Source organism: Cupriavidus sp. 2SB (genome assembly GCF_005503625.1).
In the GTDB taxonomy this organism is placed as follows: domain Bacteria; phylum Pseudomonadota; class Gammaproteobacteria; order Burkholderiales; family Burkholderiaceae; genus Cupriavidus.
Genome location: NZ_SCMX01000001.1, coordinates 38,116 through 57,801, shown reverse-complemented (window position 1 = coordinate 57,801; position 19,686 = coordinate 38,116). Strand labels below are relative to the sequence as shown.

The window sequence follows — 19,686 nt, the reverse complement described above, 5'->3', positions numbered from 1 at the left end:
GGCGCGATGGCGGGTTCGGTCGGCAATGAAGGCATGGCGGCGGCCCCTGGAATTCGGCTGGATGCGCGGCTGGATGCGTACGCACGCGAAGCAAGGATGAACCACGGGCCACCCTGGCAATCAGGTCGGGACCTTCTTCAGCATCTCGATGCCGACCTGGCCCGACGCGATTTCGCGCAGCGCCACAACGGTGGGCTTGTCCTTGGCCTCTACCTTGGGCGTATGGCCCTGCACGAGCTGACGTGCGCGGTAAGTCGCGGCCAGCGCGAGCTCAAAGCGGTTCGGAATGTGTTTCAGACAATCTTCGACGGTAATACGCGCCATATGAAATCCACCTTGGGATGAAACCTGTTCGACAGGCCGTCATTTTACAGCACGCGGCCGAAACCTTGCCGGCCGCCCCTTGCATCAGTGAATGCCGAGCTCGATAAACAGCTCTGCATGCCGCGCCTTTTGCGACGAAAAGCGCAGACGGGTCGCGTGAACGACGTTTTGCAACTGTCGCAGCGCATCCTCGAAGACCTCGTTGATGATCACGTAGTCCGACTCCGATGCATGCGCCATTTCGCTACCCGCGGCCAGCAGGCGCCGAGTGATCACGTTCGGCTCGTCCTGGCCGCGCTTCTTCAACCGTTCCTCCAGCGCCGTCAGCGACGGCGGCAGGATGAAGATCTCCATGGCGTTGGAGAAACGCGTGTGCACCTGCTGGGCGCCCTGCCAGTCGATCTCCAGCAGCACGTCGTTGCCTTGCGCCATCTGCTGCTCGATCCATACGCGCGACGTGGCGTAGTAATTGCCGTGCACCTCGGCCCATTCCAGGAATTCACCGCGGTCACGTGCGGCGCGGAACTCGTCGACGGTCGTGAAATGGTATTCGCGGCCATTCTCCTCGCCCGGACGCGGCTTGCGCGTGGTATGCGAGATAGACAGGCGAATGGACTGATCCTGCGCCAGCAGCGCGTTGACCAGCGTAGACTTGCCGGCCCCTGACGGTGCCACCACCATGAACAGGTTGCCGGGATAGACGGTGTCGATGGCGGTGTGGGTCGTTTCGCTCATGATCTTATTCGAGGTTTTGAATCTGCTCGCGCATCTGCTCGATCAGGAGCTTGAGCTCCATCGAGGCATCGGCGAGTTCCTTGGCAGCGGCCTTTGAGCCGAGCGTGTTCGCTTCGCGGTTGAGTTCCTGCATCATGAAATCCAGCCGCTTGCCCACCTGGCCGCCCTTCTTCAGGATATGCCGCGTTTCGACGAGGTGCGCCTGCAGCCGCGACAGCTCTTCAGCGATATCGATGCGGATGCCATACACCGTGGCTTCCTGGCGGATACGCTCGCCAATCTCGTCACGGGTCATGTTCGGCATGCCGTTCGGCGCGGCCAGGTTGAAGGCTTCCTGCAGGCGCTCGGTCAGTTTTTCTTGATGATGTGCAATGAGTTGCGGAATCGTCGGCGTCAGGCGCTCGACGATGGCCAGCATGGCGTCGATGCGTTCCTCAAGCGTTGCCTTGAGTGCTGCGCCTTCACGGCGGCGGGCTTCCAGCAGTTGCTTGAGCGCCTCGCGAGCGGCACCAGTCACGGCGTCACGCAGCGCCTCCTGGGACAGCTCGGGCTCCACCAGCACGCCGGGCCAGCGCAGCAGTTCGCCCATGCGCATGGTGCCGGCGTTGGCAAAGGTGGCCGACACCGTGGATTCCAGTGCGCGGATCTGGTCCAGCAGACCCTGGTTCAATGCCAGCGTGGCGCCACCGGCATCGGTGCGCTGCAGATTGATGCGGCACTCGAGCTTGCCGCGCGAGAGTTCGCCCATGAGCATTTCGCGCAGGGCGGGTTCGAACGCGCGGCACTCTTCGGGCGCACGGAACAGCAGGTCGAGAAAACGCGAATTGACAGTGCGGAATTCCACCGAAACCGAGGCGGTGCGGCCGCTGGGCTCGCCCTGAGCGTTGGTCAGCGGTGCCTGGCCGGTAGCCAGGCCATAGCCTGTCATGCTGTGGATCATTGTCGTTTATCTCGCGAAAGAGTCGAAAAATAAGGGATCGGCTATAGACGGCGCGATGTACCCGAGCGGACGGCAGAGCGCCCACAAAATCAAGGGAAATCGGTCGTGGAAAAGCGCGGAGTTTTGGCAACACACCCCGCTACGGATTTCTTTACAAGTGACCGATTAGACCGGAGAATCCGGGAGCAAATGAGGTCCCGAATCCTATGACAGAGTCCAAGGGCGCCAATACACCCAAGAGCGCGCCGCTTCCTATCGGCACGCTGCTTGCCAACTACCGTATTGTAAAGAAGTTGGCCAGCGGGGGGTTCAGTTTCGTCTACCTTGCCACGGACGACACCGGCACTCCGGTCGCCATCAAGGAATACCTGCCGTCGTCGCTGGCGCGCCGCAGCCCCGGCGAACTGATTCCTGTCGTTCCCGATGAAAATGCCGCATCGTTCCGGCTCGGCCTGAAGTACTTCTTCGAGGAAGGCCGGTCGCTGGCTCGTATTTCGCATCCCAGCGTGGTTCGCGTGGTGAATTTCTTCCGCGAGAACTCCACGGTCTACATGGTGATGAACTACGAACTGGGCAAAACACTGCAGGAACACATTCTGCAGGCCCGGCAGCAGGGCAAGCCCAAGGTGCTGCGCGAGCGATTTATCCGCAAAGTCTTCCACGACCTCATGAGCGGGCTGCGCGAAGTGCATATCCACAAGCTGCTGCACCTCGACATCAAGCCCGGAAACATCTACCTGCGCGAGGACGAATCGCCGATCCTGCTCGATTTCGGTGCCGCACGCCAGACTCTGACCATGGAAGCCGCACGTTTCCAGCCGATGTACACGCCCGGCTTTGCCGCGCCCGAGCTCTACGGCAAGCACAGCGACCTCGGCCCCTGGACCGACATCTACAGCCTGGGTGCCACGCTGTACGCGTGCATGGCCGGCATGCCGCCCCAGGAAGCCAACCAGCGCGAAAAGGAAGACCGCATGGCGGAATCCATCGCGCGGTTGCGCAGCACCTATACGAATGGCCTCGTGGATCTGGTGGAGTGGTGCCTGCGCCTGACGCCGTCGGAGCGGCCGCAGAGCGTGTTCCGGCTGCAGAAGGAACTGCGCGACCAGAGCAATGCGCTGGGCGAGCAATCGGCTGCCGCAGCAGCGGCCGGCCCCGCAACTGTGCCCGCAGGAGAGCGCATGAACGCCACGAGCCGTTTCATGACGCTGCTGCGCCGCCGCGAGGAACGAAACGCCGACAAGCCATCGCAGACTGCGCAGGCCGACGGCTCCAGCGACTGATGCCCCCGCATGATGCGACGTTCAACACAACGCCCCACGCGCCGATGCCTGCGCAGACAAGCGCACCAAACCAATAACGAATAAAGCATGCGATTCTCCGTCTACCAGGAAAGCCGGAAAGGCGGCCGCCGGATCAACCAGGACCGCATGGGCTACTGCTTTACGCGTGACGCCCTGTTGATGGTGCTGGCCGATGGCCTGGGCGGCCACGCCTTTGGCGAGGTTGCCGCGCAGCAGGCACTGCAAACTCTGGCGCGCCAGTTTCAGGCGCAGGCGCGCCCATCGATCCGCAATCCTGCCGACTTCCTGCAGGACACGATCATGCTGGCGCACCGCGACATCCATCGCTATGCCGAGGCCAATCGACTGTCGGATGTGCCGCGTACAACGGTGGTCTGCTGCCTGATCCAGAACGGCCAGATCCACTGGGCCCACGCCGGCGATTCGCGTTTCTACCTGATGCGCAAGGCCGCCCTCCTCACACGTACGCGGGACCACTCGAAGATAGAAAACCTGCTGCAGCAGGAGCGCGTCCTGCCCATGGAAGTGGCCAATCATCCCGAGCGCAACAAGCTCTACAACTGCCTTGGATCGCCCAACCTGCCGTTGATCGATATCGGTGGGCCAGTGCGGCTGGAGCCGGGCGACGTGGCGATGCTGTGCTCCGACGGCCTGTGGGGCAGCCTGGAAGAGAGCGTGATCGTGGACAAGGTTACGCACCTGTCGGTCGTCCACGCCATTCCCGACCTGATCGAACGCGCGCTCGCCAATGCCGGCGAAGGTGCCGACAACACCACAGCGATCTCGATGATGTGGGAAGCCGACGCCACAGTGCCCGATGACGACGCCGTGCTGACGGATACGCTGCCCCTGAACACCTTCACGACATCAATCCTGGAACGCACCGGCAACGAGACCGATTTGCTCAGCGAAGAGGAAATCGAACGCTCGATTGCCGAGATTCGTGCCGCGATCGACAAGACCAGCAATCTGATGCGCTGAGCCACGGCGGAGAAACGTTCGCTTCAGTTTGCCGGGGTCGCAGCCGGCGCGACAGGCATTCGAAGCCTGTCGGCGTTAGAATCGCGGTCTTACCCGATTCCAACGAAAACTCCCCATGCGACCCAGCGGACGCGCGGCCGATGCGCTGCGACCCATCACCCTGACCCGCCACTACACGCGCCACGCCGAAGGTTCGGTGCTGTGTGCCTTTGGCGACACCAAGGTACTCTGCACGGCCAGCGTGCTGACCAAAGTGCCTCCGCACAAGAAAGGCAGCGGCGAAGGCTGGGTCACCGCCGAATACGGCATGCTGCCTCGTGCCACGCACACGCGCTCGGACCGCGAAGCCGCACGGGGCAAGCAGACCGGCCGCACGCAGGAAATCCAGCGCCTGATCGGCCGGGCCATGCGGTCGGTGTTCGATCTCGCCGCACTGGGCGAGCACACGATCCACCTCGATTGCGACGTCTTGCAGGCCGATGGCGGCACCCGCACCGCTGCCATCACGGGCGCCTTCGTGGCCGCCCACGACGCCGTTTCCACCATGCTGCGCGCCGGCTCGATTTCGACGAGTCCGATCCGCGATTTCGTCGCGGCCATCTCCGTGGGCATGGTCGACGGCGTGCCGGTGCTCGACCTCGACTACGCCGAGGACAGCAACTGCGACACAGACATGAATGTGGTCATGACTGGTAGCGGCGGTTTCGTCGAAGTCCAGGGTACGGCCGAGGGTGCGCCATTCAGCCGCGCGGACCTGGACGCCATGACGCGTCTGGCCGAGGCCGGCATTGCCGAGTTGGTGCGCCAGCAAAAGCAGGCGCTCGGACTCTGAGCGCGGGAGGAGTGACGATGCAACGCCTGGTCCTGGCTTCGAACAACGCTGGCAAGCTGCGCGAATTTAGCGCACTTTTGTCACCGCTCGGCTTTGACGTACTGCCACAGGGCGAACTCGGGATTCCCGAGGCCGAGGAGCCCTTCGGCACGTTCGTCGAGAACGCACTGACCAAGGCGCGCCACGCCAGCCGGCTGTCCGGCATGCCGGCGCTGGCCGACGATTCGGGCATCTGTGTCGATGCGCTCGATGGCGCTCCCGGCGTCTACTCGGCACGCTACGCGCAGATGGTCGGCAAGCCGAAGTCCGACGCCGCCAACAACGCGCATCTGATTTCCCAACTGGCCGGCAAGCTGAACCGTCACGCGCATTACTACTGCGTGCTGGTCATGGTGCGGCATCCCGAAGATCCGTGCCCGATCATCGCCGAGGGCACCTGGGCCGGCGAAGTCGTCGATGCCCCGCGCGGCGCGGGTGGCTTCGGCTATGACCCGCACTTCCTGCTGCCTACGCTCGGCAAAACTGCCGCCGAACTGTCCGCCGACGAGAAGAACGGCGTCAGCCATCGCGCACTGGCGCTGCAGGGCCTGGTTGCCCGCTTGCAAGCTTCGCGCGCCAGGACCAGCGCATGATTCCGATCATCCCGGCGTCGTCCCCGCCTTCGTCCCCAGCCTCGCGACAGGTTTCTCCGGCGGACAACCAGCAACTCTGGCTCAAGCCGGGAAAGATCGCCCTGCCCGGCTCACCGCCGCTATCGCTCTACGTTCATATTCCGTGGTGCGTGCGCAAGTGTCCGTACTGCGATTTCAACTCGCACGCGGCACCCGGAAAGGCCGATAGCCACGACATCCCCGAGGACGCGTATCTCGACGCGCTGCGCGCCGACCTCGAGCAGTCGCTGCCCTTGGTCTGGGGACGTCCCGTGCATACGATCTTCATTGGTGGCGGCACGCCGAGCCTGTTGTCGGCGGCCGGCATGGACCGGCTGCTGTCGGATATCCGCGCGCTGTTGCCGCTGGACGCCGATGCCGAGATCACCATGGAAGCGAATCCCGGCACATTCGAGGCCGAGCGCTTTGCGAGCTACCGGGCCAGCGGGATCAACCGTCTGTCCATCGGCATTCAGAGTTTCAACGATGCCCACCTGCAGGCGCTAGGTCGCATCCACGGCGAGCGCGAAGCGCGGGCCGCCATCGACATCGCATTGCAGCACTTCGACAACGTCAATCTGGACCTGATGTATGCACTGCCGGGTCAGACGATGGACCAGTGCGTGAGCGACCTCGAAGCGGCGTTGTCGTACGGCACCACACACCTGTCGATGTATCACCTGACGCTGGAGCCGAACACGCTGTTCGCGAAGTTTCCGCCGGCACTGCCCGATGAAGACATCGCCTACGAGATGCAGGATCTCATCGAGGCCCGCACGGCAGAGGCAGGGTTCCGGCACTACGAGACTTCGGCCTACGGTCGGCCGCATCGCGAGGCCAAGCACAACCTCAACTATTGGCGATTCGGCGATTACCTCGGTATCGGCGCGGGCGCGCACGGCAAGCTGTCGTTCCCGCACCGTATCCTGCGCCAGATGCGCCACAAGCACCCGGCTACCTATATGGAACAGGCACTGGCGGGCAACGCCGTGCAGGAGTCGCGCGATGTGAGCGCCGACGACCTGCCGTTCGAGTTCATGCTCAACGCGCTGCGCCTCACCGATGGCGTCCCGGCATCGAGCTTCCACGACTACACCGGCCTGCCCTTGCACACCATCGGCAAGACGCTGGCGGCAGCCGAGAAAAAGGGATTGCTCGAAGCCGACCCGACGATGATCAAGCCCACCGACCTCGGGCGGCGCTTCCTCAATGATCTGCAGGAGATGTTCCTGAAGGATTGAGCCGGCTTCGTCGGTTGGCATGCGAAAGCAAAAACGCCACACGGCGCAAACCGTGTGGCGTTCTTTATTACGGCGTTCGATCAGTACGGCGTGGCCATGTCGTTCGCCACCCGGGCGCGGTCACCCACACGCAGATTGCCGATGTTCGATTGCGTCACCGTTGCTACGCGCCCATCGTCGAGCCGGACATTGACGCGATACGCGGTCTGCGTACTGCTACCCGTGCGCTTCTCGATCTGGTTACCTGCCACGGCACCACCCACTGCGCCCACGATCGTCGCCGCCGTCTGGCCACGCCCGCCACCAATCTGATGGCCGAGCAGCCCGCCCGCGGCGCCACCGATCACCGTACCCAGAATGCCCGAGCTACCCTGCGTATTCTGGATCGGCTCGATCGATTCCACTCGGCCGGTGAACACCGAACCCTGCGGCGCCTGATACACGCTGCCGGGCTGTTGATAACCCGTAGGCTGCGGAGTCGAGTTGTAGTTGCCATAGCCGCCATACCCAGGTTGCGCGCAACCGGCCAGCCCGGCCACCAGCACCAGGGCGCCGAGGCCGCCCAGCGCCATCCACGGCTGACGTTGATCCTTGCGTTGTTCGTTGCGTTGCATCGATTCCTCTCCTCGAATAGCTGTTTGAAAAGCCGACTTCGTGACACGCCAAGATCGCATGTCGTGATCATAGGAGATGCTCGACCCTCACATGGTTCCGCGCTGTCCGACAAACACTGACAACGTCGACAGAGAACGACACATCGTTGAGGCTTTCCCTCATCATCCATGGGCATGCGTCAAGCGCAATACACGCCAGCCCGGCCATCCCTGTATAATGCGCGGCCGGCCGTATCCGCTGACGCGATACAATGCCGGTTCAATCAGAATCGCCTTCAAGGAAGCGTGGCCGAGTGGTTTAAGGCAGCAGTCTTGAAAACTGCCGATGGGGTGACCCATCCGTGAGTTCGAATCTCACCGCTTCCGCCAGATACGAAAATGCCGCAGCACATTCCCTCGAACGAGGGAGCGTGCTGCGGCATTTTTTTCGCGGAAGCCGCGTCAGTGCGGCACTCAATCCACCTTGTCGTACTTCGGCGAACGCGGGCCGTACAGGATGCCGCCCGGCATGCCGGCTGACAGCAAACGATAGCTCGTCGTTCCCGCTATGGGATAGGCCGCATCGGTGAGGTGATTCACCGCCTGGTTGATGGCGGCGCTGATCAGCATGCCGATCAGTCCGCCGCCACTGGTGTTGCCACCATCGTTGGCCGTCACGGCGGTGCCACTCCACAGGACATCGCCGCTGCGCAGATCCACGAGTTTGGCCTTGGCCGCGACGCGCGTGACGCTGCTCAACACCTGGTAACGCGAGCCGTAGTCGGTCACGGTGACATACAGCGCGGCGTCGGCGCCGAAGATCTCGCGCAGCTTGGGCACCGGGACGGTGTGGATCTCACCGGGGACGGTCAAGCCGTTCTGGCGGAACGTCTCGTCGACCAGTGCCACGGGCAGTACGTAGTAGCCCGACTCGGCCAGCGGATACGTGGCCAGCGACAGCATGGCGTACGTGGCCTTGATGTCGGCCGATTCGTTCAGCGGCGGCAGCACCACGATCGAACGCGGCTTGGCCAACCTGAACGCCGAGTAGTCCACCTCGGGCGGCTTCGTGGCACAACCGGCAAACAGCGCCACCGCGGCCAGCGTAGCCATATAGGTCATCACGCGACGGATCATTTGGCGCTCCCGGTGTTGTTGTCAGCCTTGGTTCCTACCGCGGCGGTGGTCGGCTGGGCCGGTACCGCGACATCCTTGCGCGTATCCGTCTTCATATTCCGCGTCAGGAAATCCATGAACGGCGTGGATTCCGGGAAAAGCGTCTTCTCGGTCTGGAACTCCTTGACCATCTGGTCGTCCTTGCCGAGGTTCAGGTACAGCATGCCGAGCTGCGCGTGATAGCCGGGTGGCACCGCTCCCCCTTTCGCCTTGATGGTTTCAAGGCCCTTCTCCAGCGCGATGACCTGCTCTTCCTTCGACTCGCCCTTGAAGTATTGGTAGACCTGAGCCTGATAGCCTTCCCATTGATAGAGCGACGGCTGGGGCGCAGCGCAGCCGGCGAGCACCGCGGCGGCGACCGACAAAAACGCCGCATTGCGCAGCGTGACCAAGTTAATCATTTGTTTTTCTCGTAGTTTGACGAATGCCTGTTACTGCTGGACCGGCTTCCAGATGCCACCGTCGATGGCGCTGACAAGGTTGTTGATGGCTTCGCGCATGGCCAGGTCCATCACCTTGCCGTTCAGCGTGGAGTCATAGCTGGCCGTGCCGCCAAACCCGATGACCTCGCGGTTCGACAGCTTGTATTCGCCAGCCCCCTGGGTGGAGAAAACCACCTCGGACGTCGTGATATTGACGATGTTCAGGTTGACCTTCGCGTAGGCGACCTGCTCACGGCCACGCCCCAGGATGCCGAACAACTGCACATCGCCCACTTCCTTGCGGCCGAACTCGGTGATGTCACCAGTCACCACGAAATCGGCGCCCTTGAGCTTTTGCGCCTGGTTCTTGATCGTCGCCTCGCGCTTGATCTCGTCGAGATTCTCGCGCTCCAGCACCGTGAAGCGGTTGGTTTGCTGCAGGTGGGTCACCAGGCTCGTCTTGGCCTGGCCGCTCAGGCGGTCGATGCCGTCCGAGAACACGCCGCGCATGTAGTTCGAACGGTTGTCGAACTTGCCCACGGCGATCGGGGTCCGCAGGCCGTTATACGGGCGGCTGGCGCTCTCCACCTTCTGCACCGGCAATGCGGTCGACGTTTCCGTCGCGCAGCCAGCCATGCCCATGGCGGCGACTACACCGAGCAGACAGCAGGACTTCAGACTTTTCACTTCGTTTCTCCAAGAGAGATAGATCGAACGGCAGCCGAAAAGGTGCCGGCGCCCAATGTGGCTGAATGGCAGCCAGGATCAATAGGCAAAACATGAATTTTTACAAAGCCCCAGCTTTTTCGCCAGATTTGTCGCATATCTTGTTCACACTGCTTTGACCGATTGAGCGCCTTAGCGTCTATCGGTACGAATTCACCCATATTTAGCGCGCGCGAGCGGACGCCCCACTACAGGGGGGAATCGGTTCCAGGCGAAAAAAAACCCCGCCGGTTGGCGAGGTTTTGACGTGGACAGCGACGATGCCGGCTTACTCGGCCGTGATCTTGCCCTGCTCGATCACGGTCTTCCAGCGTTTCAGTTCCTGGTTCTCGAACTCGACGAACTGCTCGGGCGTGTTGGCCACTACCTCGAAGCCTTGCTCGCCCAGCTTCTTCTGCATCGCCGGGTCCTTGAGCGCGCCGACGATAGCGCCGTGTAGGCGCGTCTTCACATCGGCCGGGATGCCCTTGGGCGCAGCGATGCCCTGCCACGAATAGACTTCCACATCCTTGGTGCCGCCTTCGGCCATGGTCGGCACATCGGGCAACACGGCGGAGCGCTTGCCCGACGTCACGGCCAGCGCCTTGAGCTTGCCGGTGCGGATGTGTTGCAGCACCGCGTTGACGTTCTGGAACGATACATCCACCTGCCCGGCGAGCAGATCCGAGATGGCCGGGGCACCGCCCTTATACGGGACGTGCAGCCCTTCGGTGCCGGTCTTTTGCCAGAACAGCGCGGCCGTCAGGTGGTCCGATGAACCGGCACCCGACGTGGCAAACGTGACCTTGCCCGGGTTCTTCTTCATGTACGCCACCAGTTCGGCCAGCGACTTGGCCGGGAAGTTCGGATTGGCCACGAGCACGTTTGGCGCGCGTACGGCCACGGTCAGCAGGTCGAAATCCTTCGCCGGATCATATTGCAGGCTCTTCTGCAGAAACGGGTTGACCGCGAACACGCCAATCGAGGCCACCATCATCGTGTAGCCATCGGCTGGCGCACGCTTGACGAACGTTGCGCCGATAGCGCCCGTGGCGCCCGGCTTGTTGTCGATCACGAACGGCTGGCCCAGCTTCTCATTGAGCGGCTGCGCCAGGTAGCGCGCGATGGTGTCTGTCGAACCACCGGCCGGGAACGGCACGACGATCGACACCGGCTTCTGCGGCCACGCCGCACTCGATGCCTGCGCAACACCGCTGACGGTCACGCCGGCAGCCAGGGCAATCGCCACGCCCGCAAAGCGGCGCAGCAGCGTGGAAATACGGGCCGCGCGCGGGGCGGCCTTCGAGGGTTGAACCATGTTGTGTGTCTCCTGCTGAATCGAAGGTTTTCTATTTCTGGGAATCGTCGAGATGGACGCTTAGCGCACCATGCAAGGCATCTTGTTGTTGAACTTCCAGTTGGGAATCAGGAACTGCATGGCAATCGCGTCATCGCGCGCCCCCAGACCCTTTTCCTGATAGAGACGATTGGCGCGCGCCAGTGCGTCCATATCGAGTTCCACGCCCAGGCCCGGCGTCTTCGGCACCTGCACGAGCCCGCCTTCGATCTTCAGCGGGTTGCGCGTCAGGTGTTCGCCGTCCTGCCAGATCCAGTGCGTGTCGATGGCCGTGACGCGGCCCGGCGCGGCAGCCGCCACGTGCGTGAACATCGCCAGCGAGATATCGAAGTGGTTGTTCGAATGCGAGCCCCACGTGAGACCCCATTCCGAGCACATCTGCGCCACGCGCACCGAGCCCTGCATCGTCCAGAAGTGCGGATCGGCCAGCGGAATATCCACCGACTGCAAACGCACCGCGTGGCCCATCTGGCGCCAGTCCGTGGCCACCATGTTGGTGGCGGTCGGCAGGCCGGTGGCCGTGCGGAATTCGGCCATGATCTCGCGGCCCGAGTAACCGTCTTCCGCGCCGCACGGATCTTCTGCATAGGCCAGGATGCCGTGCTTGTCGCGGCACAGGCGGATGGCGTCCTTCAGCAGCCAGCCACCGTTCGGATCGAGCGTCACGCGTGCCTTGGGGAAGCGCTCATGCAGCGCGATGATCGCCTCCATCTCCTCTTCGCCGCGCAGCACGCCGCCCTTCAGCTTGAAGTCGTTGAAGCCATAGCGCTCGTAGGCGGCTTCGGCCAGGCGCACCACGCCCTTGGCATCCATTGCCACTTCGTTGCGCACGCGGAACCATGCGTTGTCGCCATTGGGTTCGGTGCGATAGTCGAGCGTGGTCTTCTGGCGGTCGCCCACGTAGAACAGGTAGCCCAGCATCTCCACGGCATCGCGTTGCTGGCCTTCGCCGAGCAGCGCAGCCACCGGCACCTGCAGATGCTTGCCGAGCAGGTCGAGCAGCGCGGCTTCCAGCGCGGTCACAGCGTGGATGGTGATGCGCAGGTCGAACGTCTGCAGGCCCCGGCCGCCAGCGTCGCGGCTGGCGAACTGCTCGCGCACGCGGTTCAGGATCGCGAGATATTGGCCGATGCCCTGCCCCACCACCAGCGGACGCGCATCCTCCAGCGTCTGGCGGATGCTCTCGCCGCCGGGCACCTCACCCACGCCGATGTTCCCTGCGCTGTCCTTCAGGATGACGATGTTGCGGGTGAAGTACGGGCCGTGGGCGCCCGACAGGTTCATCAGCATGCTGTCGTGACCGGCCACCGGCACGACAGTCAGTTCGGTCACGACAGGGGTCGCGCCATTGGCGAGAGAGGTTGCGTTCATGTGGATCGTCTCCGAGTCCTGGTCTGTTTTACCGCCGGGATCGCGCTCTCCCCATGACGTGGAAATGCGCCCTGCTATCGTAGCTCATACGCTAATACATTAGCTGACCGAAAGAAAATTGCGGCGCGGCTGCCACATTGGCCAAACGGCCGCAATGTCCTGTGCGTTATCGGTCGTCGTATGACTTATGACGCAGTATAATGAGCGCGTGCCCGACCGGTCAACAGTACGACCGTCAGGGTCATCCCCACATTGGTTCCCATACCTGCACGCCCATGTCCAACGTCTCGATGTCTTCGCCCGCTCCCCTGCGCCGCCGCGGCCGCACGCTTGCCGAGGAAGTGGTCAGCAACCTGACCGACAGCATCCAGCAGGGCCAGATCAAGCCGGGTGACAAGCTTCCCACGGAATCCGAAATCATGGCCACGCTCGGCGTGAGCCGCACGGTGGTGCGTGAAGCGCTGTCGCGCCTCCAGGCCAGCGGCCTGGTGGAAACGCGGCACGGGATCGGCACGTTCGTGCTGAACCGCCCACTTGAAACCCACTCCCCATTCCGCATCGATCCTTCGGCCATTGTCACGGCCATGGACGTGCTGGCGATGCTTGAATTCCGCGTGAGCCTGGAAGCCGAGGCTGCCAGCCTGGCGGCCACGCGCCGCAACGACGAACATCTGCTGGCCATGCGCCGCGCGCTGGACGACATGAAGCGCAATGCCGCTGAAGGCAGCGACGCAGTGGGTTCGGATTTCGAGTTTCACCTGTCGATCGCGCGTGCCACGGGAAATCGCTATTTCACGGACATCATGGGCCACCTCGGCACGATGGTGATTCCGCGCAGCCGCCTGCAGGTGAGCCGGCCCGAACGCGAACAGTACCTGGAGCGCGTGAACTTCGAGCACGAAAGCATTTTCGATGCGATCGAGCGACGCGATCCGGAAGCGGCAAAAGCTGCCATGCGCATGCACCTGACCAACAGCCGTGAACGCCTGCGCAAGGCGTCGGCCATGGCCGGATCGCCCGCCTGAGCGGCATGCGCCATCCGCGCGTTGTCCGAACGGATGGTGCGGTTGCGAGACGGGAAGCGATGTCATATGATGTCTTACGACGCTTCCGGTCGGCATCCCATGCAGTTCCATCGGCAGGCACCATTGCCTGCCTCTCCCCTTGCGTGACGGTGTTCTGGCCGTCCTTTCATCACTTTTCCCGCAGGACCCAATCATGACGATTTCTGGCGAAATGCTGATCGGCGCCATCGCCGCGCGCGGCACTGAAGAGACTTTCCACGGCATCAACCCGGCCACGGGCGAGAAGCTCGAACCCGCCTACCAGGGCAGCACCGCCGCGGATGTGGACCGCGCCTGCGCGCTGGCCGAAGCCGCATTCGACACCTTCCGCGCCACCTCGCCCGACCAACGCGCGACGTTCCTGGAAGCCATCGCTACGGGCCTGGAAGGTCTCGGCGATGAACTGATCCAGCGTGCGCACGCTGAAACGGCCCTGCCGATCGCCCGCCTGCAAGGCGAGCGCGGCCGCACCGCCGGCCAGTTGCGCCTGTTCGCACGCGTGCTTCGCGATGGCCGCTGGCAAGGCGCCACGCTCGACAGCGCCCTGCCCGAGCGCACCCCGCCGCGCCCCGACCTGCGCATGCAGCGCATCGCCGTGGGTCCCGTGGCCGTGTTCGGCGCCAGCAACTTCCCGCTGGCCTTCTCGGTGGCCGGTGGCGATACCGCGTCGGCACTGGCAGCAGGTTGCCCGGTGGTCGCCAAGGCGCACCCGGCGCACCCGGGCACGTCCGAACTGGTGGGTCGCGTGATTCAAAAGGCTGTGGCCGATGCGGGCCTGCCGGAAGGCGTGTTCTCGATGGTGCAAGGCGTAGGCAACGCCATCGGCACCGCACTGGTGGCCCATCCGGTCATTCAAGCCGTGGGCTTCACGGGTTCGCGCGCTGGCGGTCTGGCGCTGATGAACGTGGCCAACAGCCGTCCGGTACCGATTCCGGTGTATGCGGAAATGAGCAGCATCAACCCGGTGTACCTGCTGCCGGAAGCGCTCAACGCACGCGGCGAGCAGATCGCCCGTGACCTGGTGGATTCGCTCGTGATGGGCGTGGGCCAGTTCTGCACGAATCCGGGCCTGCTGCTGGCAGTTGAAGGTCCGGCGCTGGAGAAATTCCGTGCCGCTGCGCACACCGCGCTGACCGGCAAGCCGGCTGGCACGATGCTGACGCCGGGCATCCACGCCGCATTCGAGCGCGGTGTGGCGCAACTGTCGGAAGTCGCGGGTCTGACGCGCGCCGCTTGCGGTGTGGACGCAACGGGCCCGAATCAGGCTCGTCCGGTGTTCTTTGAAACGTCGGCAGACAAGTTCGTTGCCGATCACCGCATGCACGCCGAAGTGTTCGGTCCTTCGACGGTACTCGTGGTCTGCAAGGACGCCGATGCCCTGGTGGCCGTCACGCGCATCCTGGAAGGCCAACTGACCGCCACGGTACAAGCCGACGCTGGCGATCAGGCAATCGCGGCCAAGCTGCTGCCGGCACTGGAACGCAAGGTCGGCCGTATCCTGTTCAACGGCTACCCGACTGGCGTGGAAGTCTGCTTCGCCATGGTCCACGGCGGCCCGTTCCCGGCCACGTCCGATACGCGCACGACGTCGGTGGGCACCTCGGCGCTGGACCGCTTCCTGCGCCCGGTCTGCTACCAGAATCTGCCGGCCGGCCTGCTGCCTGAAGCGCTGAAGGATGGCAACCCGCTGAACCTGTGGCGCCTGAAGGACGGCGAACTGGGTCACGCTTGATTGGCGTGTTGGAGTGAAAAAAACGGCCACGTGGCCGTTTTTTTTGATACTGCTTCGGGGCGCTCCCCTCTCCCACAAAGTGGGAGAGGGGAGAAACCCCATAGAGAGGGGAGCGACTTACGCCGCCACCTTCTCCCTACCCGGCACCGGCGCCTCCGCCGGCCCGATCATCGCCAGCGGCGAACTCGCCGGTGGCTGGATCACTGGCGCGTTGCCGCGCGAGCGTCCCGAGCTGAGGTAGTCGGCGATCGATTCCTGCGTCACTTCACCGAGGTACATGCCATCGCCATCGATCACGGGCAACCAGCTCGTGTTGTGCTGGTACATGCGCGACAGCACGATGCGCAAGTGTTCGTCGAAGGCCGCCGTGGTGGTGAACTGTCGCATCACTTCCGCGCAGTTGCCGCCCTTGGCTAACGCAGCGCGCACGTCGCGGCGCGTGACGTAGCCGAGGGCGCGCTGATCGTCCACCACGGGCAAATGGCGCACATCCGCTTCATCCATGACGCCGAAGGCTTCCGCCAGCGACATGTCCGGGCGGGCCGTCGGCGGCATCGTGGCGGCATCGCCAGCGCGCACCAGCAGCAGGCGCTTCAGCGTGTTGTCGTGGCCCACGAAGGCCTGCACGAAGTCATCGGCAGGGTGTGCCAGCAGTGCGTCGGGATGATCGAACTGCACGAGCCGGCCGCCGCGGAATACGGCCACCTTGTCGCCGAGCTTGATGGCCTCGTCGATGTCGTGCGAGACCATGATCACGGTCTTGCCAAGCGCACGCTGCATCTGGAAAAACTCGTTCTGGATGCTCTCCCGGTTGATCGGGTCCACGGCGCCGAACGGCTCGTCCATCAGCAGCACCGGCGCGTCGGCGGCGAGTGCGCGGATCACGCCGATCCGCTGTTGCTGGCCGCCCGAGAGTTCGCGCGGATACCGCTTGAGCATCTTGTCCGGGTCCAGTTGCACCATGCGGATCAGTTCGCGGGCGCGCTCGCGGCACTGTTTCTTGTCCCAGCCCAGCAGGCGCGGCACGACCATGATGTTTTCCTCGATGGTCATGTTCGGGAACAGGCCGATCTGCTGGATCACGTAGCCGATCTTGCGACGCAGCGCCACGCCGTCGATACCGGCAGTGTCCTCGCCATCGATGCGCACCGTGCCCGAAGTCGGCTCGATCAGCCGGTTGATCATCTTGAGCGTGGTGGTCTTGCCGCAGCCGGACGGCCCCAGGAACACGCAGATCTCGCCGCGCGGCACGGTCATGCTGACCTCGTTCACGGCCCGCACTTCGGAACCGTCCTTCTGGGGGAAGGCTTTCGTGAGTTTGTCGAGTTCGATCATTGTCGGATTCCTTTCGGTGTCAGTGCGCGCTGCAGGGACTGCAGGGCGACGTCGGCGACGATGGCGAGCAGGCTGACGAGTACCGCGCCCACGGCCACATTGGTCATGTTGGTCTGGCCGATCGCTTGCAGGATCAGCACGCCGAGGCCGCCCGCGCCTACGACGGCGGCAATGGTGGCAACGCCGATGTTCATCACCACGGCAGTACGTACCCCGCCGAGGATCACCGGCACGGCCAGCGGCAGGTCCACCAGCCGCATGCGCTGCCAGGTGGTCATGCCGATGCCGCGTCCCGCCTCCTGGATGCCGGCATCAACGTTGGCTAATGCCGTGTACGTGTTGCGCATGATCGGCAGCAACGAGTAGAGGAAGACGGCGGTCACGGCCGGCACATAACCGAGCGCGTGTCCGAAGCGCGCGAAGATCGGGATCATCAGCCCGAACAGTGCGATGGACGGCAACGTCAGCACCACAGTGGCCAGCGCCAGCAGCGGCGTGGCCAGGAAGCGGTGGCGGGTAATCAGGATGCCGAGCGGCACACCGATCACGATGGCCATGCCCACGGCCGACCCGACGAGGGCGAGATGTTCGCCCGTCAGGCGCAGCAGCATGGCCCAGTTGTTCTGGAGGTAATTCCACATGTTCTGGCTCCTCAGATCAGGCCGTGGCTGCGCAGGAAATCGCCAGCCACCTTGTCAACGGGCTCATGGTTGATGTCGACCTGGTAGTTCATGTCGGTCATCGCGGCGTTGTCGAGCTTTGCTGACAGCGCATTCAGCAGGTTCGCCAGTTCGGGCCGCGCGTCGAGTACAGCCTTGCGCACCACGGGAACAGCGTTATACGGCGGGAAGAAACCCAGGTCGTCCTCGAGCAGCACGAGGTCGAAGCCCTTCACGCGCCCATCGGTCGCGTAGACCAGCCCGAGGTCCACCTGGTTGTTCCTGAGGGCTAGATAGACCAGACCCGGATCGAGCTGGATCACGTCCTTTCGCGTGAAAGGCAGCTTGTAGGCAGCCTTCAGTGGCTCCAGGCCATCGGGACGTGCGGCGAACTCCATGTCCACGGCCAGCGGATGCTTCGTGTCCTCGCCGTCGGCGCGCATCTTCGCGGCGTAGGCCGAAAGTTTGGTAATGCCTGCCGCGCGCTCCTTCGGCATGGCCAGCGCATAGGTGTTGTTGATCTCGGAGGGCGCGAGCCAGACCAGCCCCTTGCCGGCGTCCATTTCCTTCACGCGGGCGTAGGCGGCGGGGCCATCGAGTTTCTCCTCGACCTTGTTGAAAACGATTAGCGCAGTGCCGGTGTAATCCCACACCACGTCGAGCTGGTTCGACTCCATGGCCTGGCGCATCAGCGTGCTGCCCAGGCCCGACGTCAGCGTGGCGTCGATGCCCTTGGCCTTGAGGTACTGCGTGGTCATCGACGACAGGATCAACTGCTCGGTGAAATTCTTGCCACCCACGCGCACTTGGCTGGCGCCTTCCTGGGCGCGCGCCGGGGCCGTGCCAAGCAGCAGTGCGGCGGCGGCCACGCCAATGGCGGCCAGCAGCCAGAACGCCCGGCCTTCGGTCAGGCGGTGTATCGGTTTGGTCATGATGCGATTCCTCACTCAGGCGAGTCCGCGTCGGCGCAGGTACACATGCCCCGCCGCGGCGAACAGCGCGTCCAGCGCCAGGGCCAGCAGCGCGGTGGCGGCGGCGCCCAGCAACAACAGCGGCTGGTTGTTCAGGTAAATGCCCGGGAAAATCATTTCGCCGAGGCTGTTCGCGCCGATCAGGAACGACAGCGGCACGGTGCCGACATTGATCACCAGGCTGATTCGCACGCCGGCAAAGATGACTGGCAGCGCATTGGGCAGTTCCACGCGCACCAGACGCTGGCACGGCGTCATGCCGATACCGCGTGCGGCTTCCTTGAGCGCGGGCGATACCGTGCGCAGCCCTTCATAGGTATTGCGCACGATCGGCAGCAGCGAGGCGAGCCACAGGGCCAGAATGGCCGGTCGCTCGCCGATGCCCAGCACAGCCAGCGCGAGGGCCAGTACTGCCAGCGACGGCACGGTGTTGCCGATATTGAAGACCTGCATCAGCTTGTCCGCCCAGCGGCGCATGCACGGGCGGCTCAGCGCAATGCCTGCCGGCAAGCCGGTCAGCAGCGCAAGCGTCATCGAGATCGCCACAAGGCGAAGGTGGTCGGCTACGTTGTAGAGCAGGCGCTCCTGGTACTGGCGGATGACATCGACGCCGATCCACGAGACGAGCCCGACCAATGCAACGGCAACGACGCCGCCCCAGGCCACAGCCCGGATGGTTTGCTTTGACATACTTCCCCTCTCCAACTCCGAACTGCGACGAAAATGGATCAATCGCCACATTTCAGATGCGGAAAACAATAGGGCCGGCGGTATTTGTCGATGGGTGCCCGCCGGGGCCCGATTCAGATTGCCTTGCCGCCATGACTGGCAGGATTGCCAGCGGACGGACTTGGGTGCGACGCCGACCGGAGATCAGCGAATCACCCGTTGATGGGATTCAGGCGTGAGGCCCGAACCCGCAGGTGCGGCGCAACGCTGAGGTGAAACCCAGGTTGGCCCGTGACGGCGACTGATGTCGTGTTGAACGCGCTTTCGGTTGGCGCCGTCGGTCAATCGGCCGTTGCTGTACAACGGATTGCGGGGGTTCGGAGTGCAGGCTCGCCCACCACAATTCTCAGCAACGGATGACAAAGAGACCGCTATTCTACACAACTTCCGTCATCCTGTCATCTTCCGCCCAAATCCGGCGCTTCCCGGCGGGAAAATCGCGGAAATCCGGCTATTGGGGAACGGGAGGTAGCGCGCTGACCATCGGCGTTTTCCGACGAGGGAAAGACCTCGAGTCCTGATCCGATCCACGCGCCCTGTCGTTCTATTTTTCACTGTTGTCGCG

The 19,686-nt window shown here is 63.6% G+C and carries 20 protein-coding genes and 1 tRNA gene; 8 read left to right on the top strand and 13 right to left on the bottom strand.

Annotated elements, in window-relative coordinates:
* Positions 1-120 precede the first annotated feature (120 nt).
* From rpoZ to FFS21_RS00305, 3 genes are all read right to left on the bottom strand, one after another.
* Positions 121-324, bottom strand: a complete 204-nt coding sequence (gene rpoZ, locus FFS21_RS00315) for a DNA-directed RNA polymerase subunit omega (RefSeq protein WP_006578656.1) — start codon at positions 322-324, stop codon at positions 121-123.
* Positions 325-408: 84 nt separating this feature from the next.
* The gene (gmk, locus tag FFS21_RS00310; RefSeq protein ID WP_137922948.1) at positions 409-1,059 is read right to left on the bottom strand and encodes a guanylate kinase; all 651 of its coding nucleotides are present in this window, start codon (positions 1,057-1,059) and stop codon (positions 409-411) included.
* A 4-nt stretch (positions 1,060-1,063) separates the two neighbouring features.
* The gene (locus FFS21_RS00305) at positions 1,064-1,999 is read right to left on the bottom strand and encodes a YicC/YloC family endoribonuclease (RefSeq protein WP_137922947.1); all 936 of its coding nucleotides are present in this window, start codon (positions 1,997-1,999) and stop codon (positions 1,064-1,066) included.
* A 206-nt stretch (positions 2,000-2,205) separates the two neighbouring features.
* Here FFS21_RS00305 and FFS21_RS00300 point away from each other — a divergent pair, with 206 nt between their 5' ends.
* The 5 genes from FFS21_RS00300 (at position 2,206) to hemW (ending at position 7,007) form a co-directional block, all read left to right on the top strand.
* The gene (locus FFS21_RS00300) at positions 2,206-3,282 is read left to right on the top strand and encodes a serine/threonine protein kinase (protein WP_137922946.1); all 1,077 of its coding nucleotides are present in this window, start codon (positions 2,206-2,208) and stop codon (positions 3,280-3,282) included.
* 87 nt (positions 3,283-3,369) lie between these two features.
* Entirely contained in the window at positions 3,370-4,284 is a 915-nt protein-coding gene (locus FFS21_RS00295) for a PP2C family protein-serine/threonine phosphatase (RefSeq protein WP_137922945.1), read from the top strand.
* A 115-nt stretch (positions 4,285-4,399) separates the two neighbouring features.
* The gene (gene rph, locus FFS21_RS00290; protein ID WP_137922944.1) at positions 4,400-5,116 is read left to right on the top strand and encodes a ribonuclease PH; all 717 of its coding nucleotides are present in this window, start codon (positions 4,400-4,402) and stop codon (positions 5,114-5,116) included.
* Positions 5,117-5,133: 17 nt separating this feature from the next.
* Positions 5,134-5,748, top strand: coding sequence for an RdgB/HAM1 family non-canonical purine NTP pyrophosphatase (gene rdgB / locus FFS21_RS00285; protein ID WP_137922943.1), 615 nt, complete (start codon positions 5,134-5,136; stop codon positions 5,746-5,748).
* Positions 5,745-7,007, top strand: coding sequence for a radical SAM family heme chaperone HemW (gene hemW / locus FFS21_RS00280; protein ID WP_137922942.1), 1,263 nt, complete (start codon positions 5,745-5,747; stop codon positions 7,005-7,007). Before rdgB ends, hemW begins: the two co-directional genes overlap by 4 nt.
* Positions 7,008-7,087: 80 nt before the next feature.
* Here the strand turns inward: hemW and FFS21_RS00275 are convergent, their stop codons facing one another.
* The gene (locus tag FFS21_RS00275) at positions 7,088-7,579 is read right to left on the bottom strand and encodes an outer membrane lipoprotein (protein WP_171020300.1); all 492 of its coding nucleotides are present in this window, start codon (positions 7,577-7,579) and stop codon (positions 7,088-7,090) included.
* Positions 7,580-7,900: 321 nt separating this feature from the next.
* Here FFS21_RS00275 and FFS21_RS00270 point away from each other — a divergent pair.
* Positions 7,901-7,990: transfer RNA gene (locus FFS21_RS00270), tRNA-Ser, on the top strand.
* An 84-nt stretch (positions 7,991-8,074) separates the two neighbouring features.
* Here the strand turns inward: FFS21_RS00270 and FFS21_RS00265 are convergent.
* The 5 genes from FFS21_RS00265 to gudD all read right to left on the bottom strand — a co-directional run bounded on the left by FFS21_RS00265 (position 8,075) and on the right by gudD (position 12,631).
* Positions 8,075-8,737: a DUF799 domain-containing protein gene (locus FFS21_RS00265; protein WP_137922940.1), complete on the bottom strand. Its 663-nt coding sequence runs from the start codon at positions 8,735-8,737 to the stop codon at positions 8,075-8,077.
* Positions 8,734-9,177, bottom strand: a complete 444-nt coding sequence (locus FFS21_RS00260; protein WP_137922939.1) for a DUF4810 domain-containing protein — start codon at positions 9,175-9,177, stop codon at positions 8,734-8,736. The genes FFS21_RS00265 and FFS21_RS00260 overlap by 4 nt, the downstream gene beginning before the upstream one ends.
* Before the next feature lie 30 nt (positions 9,178-9,207).
* Entirely contained in the window at positions 9,208-9,840 is a 633-nt protein-coding gene (locus FFS21_RS00255) for a CsgG/HfaB family protein (protein WP_137923068.1), read from the bottom strand.
* Between the two features lie 352 nt (positions 9,841-10,192).
* The gene (locus FFS21_RS00250; RefSeq protein WP_137922938.1) at positions 10,193-11,221 is read right to left on the bottom strand and encodes a Bug family tripartite tricarboxylate transporter substrate binding protein; all 1,029 of its coding nucleotides are present in this window, start codon (positions 11,219-11,221) and stop codon (positions 10,193-10,195) included.
* A 60-nt stretch (positions 11,222-11,281) separates the two neighbouring features.
* On the bottom strand, positions 11,282-12,631 hold the full coding sequence (gudD, locus tag FFS21_RS00245) for a glucarate dehydratase (RefSeq protein WP_137922937.1): 1,350 nt from the start codon (positions 12,629-12,631) through the stop codon (positions 11,282-11,284).
* A gap of 275 nt (positions 12,632-12,906) precedes the next feature.
* On the opposite strand from gudD, the gene FFS21_RS00240 reads away from it, so the two are divergent.
* Together FFS21_RS00240 and FFS21_RS00235 are read left to right on the top strand one after the other, a co-directional pair.
* Positions 12,907-13,656 (top strand): FadR/GntR family transcriptional regulator, encoded by a 750-nt coding sequence (locus FFS21_RS00240; RefSeq protein ID WP_137922936.1) that lies wholly within the window; start codon positions 12,907-12,909, stop codon positions 13,654-13,656.
* Between the two features lie 193 nt (positions 13,657-13,849).
* Positions 13,850-15,427 carry an aldehyde dehydrogenase (NADP(+)) gene (locus FFS21_RS00235; protein ID WP_137922935.1) on the top strand — a complete coding sequence of 526 codons (1,578 nt, stop codon included), beginning with the start codon at positions 13,850-13,852 and terminating at the stop codon, positions 15,425-15,427.
* Between the two features lie 117 nt (positions 15,428-15,544).
* On the opposite strand, the gene FFS21_RS00230 is transcribed toward FFS21_RS00235, so the two are convergent.
* The 4 genes from FFS21_RS00230 to FFS21_RS00215 are packed head-to-tail and all read right to left on the bottom strand — an operon-like array spanning position 15,545 to position 19,082.
* The gene (locus FFS21_RS00230; RefSeq protein ID WP_137922934.1) at positions 15,545-16,762 is read right to left on the bottom strand and encodes an osmoprotectant ABC transporter ATP-binding protein OsmV; all 1,218 of its coding nucleotides are present in this window, start codon (positions 16,760-16,762) and stop codon (positions 15,545-15,547) included.
* Positions 16,759-17,403, bottom strand: a complete 645-nt coding sequence (locus tag FFS21_RS00225) for an ABC transporter permease (RefSeq protein WP_137922933.1) — start codon at positions 17,401-17,403, stop codon at positions 16,759-16,761. Before FFS21_RS00225 ends, FFS21_RS00230 begins: the two co-directional genes overlap by 4 nt.
* Positions 17,404-17,414: 11 nt before the next feature.
* Entirely contained in the window at positions 17,415-18,353 is a 939-nt protein-coding gene (locus tag FFS21_RS00220; RefSeq protein ID WP_137922932.1) for a glycine betaine ABC transporter substrate-binding protein, read from the bottom strand.
* A gap of 15 nt (positions 18,354-18,368) precedes the next feature.
* Positions 18,369-19,082 carry an ABC transporter permease gene (locus tag FFS21_RS00215; protein ID WP_137922931.1) on the bottom strand — a complete coding sequence of 238 codons (714 nt, stop codon included), beginning with the start codon at positions 19,080-19,082 and terminating at the stop codon, positions 18,369-18,371.
* Between the last annotated feature and the right edge of the window lie 604 nt (positions 19,083-19,686).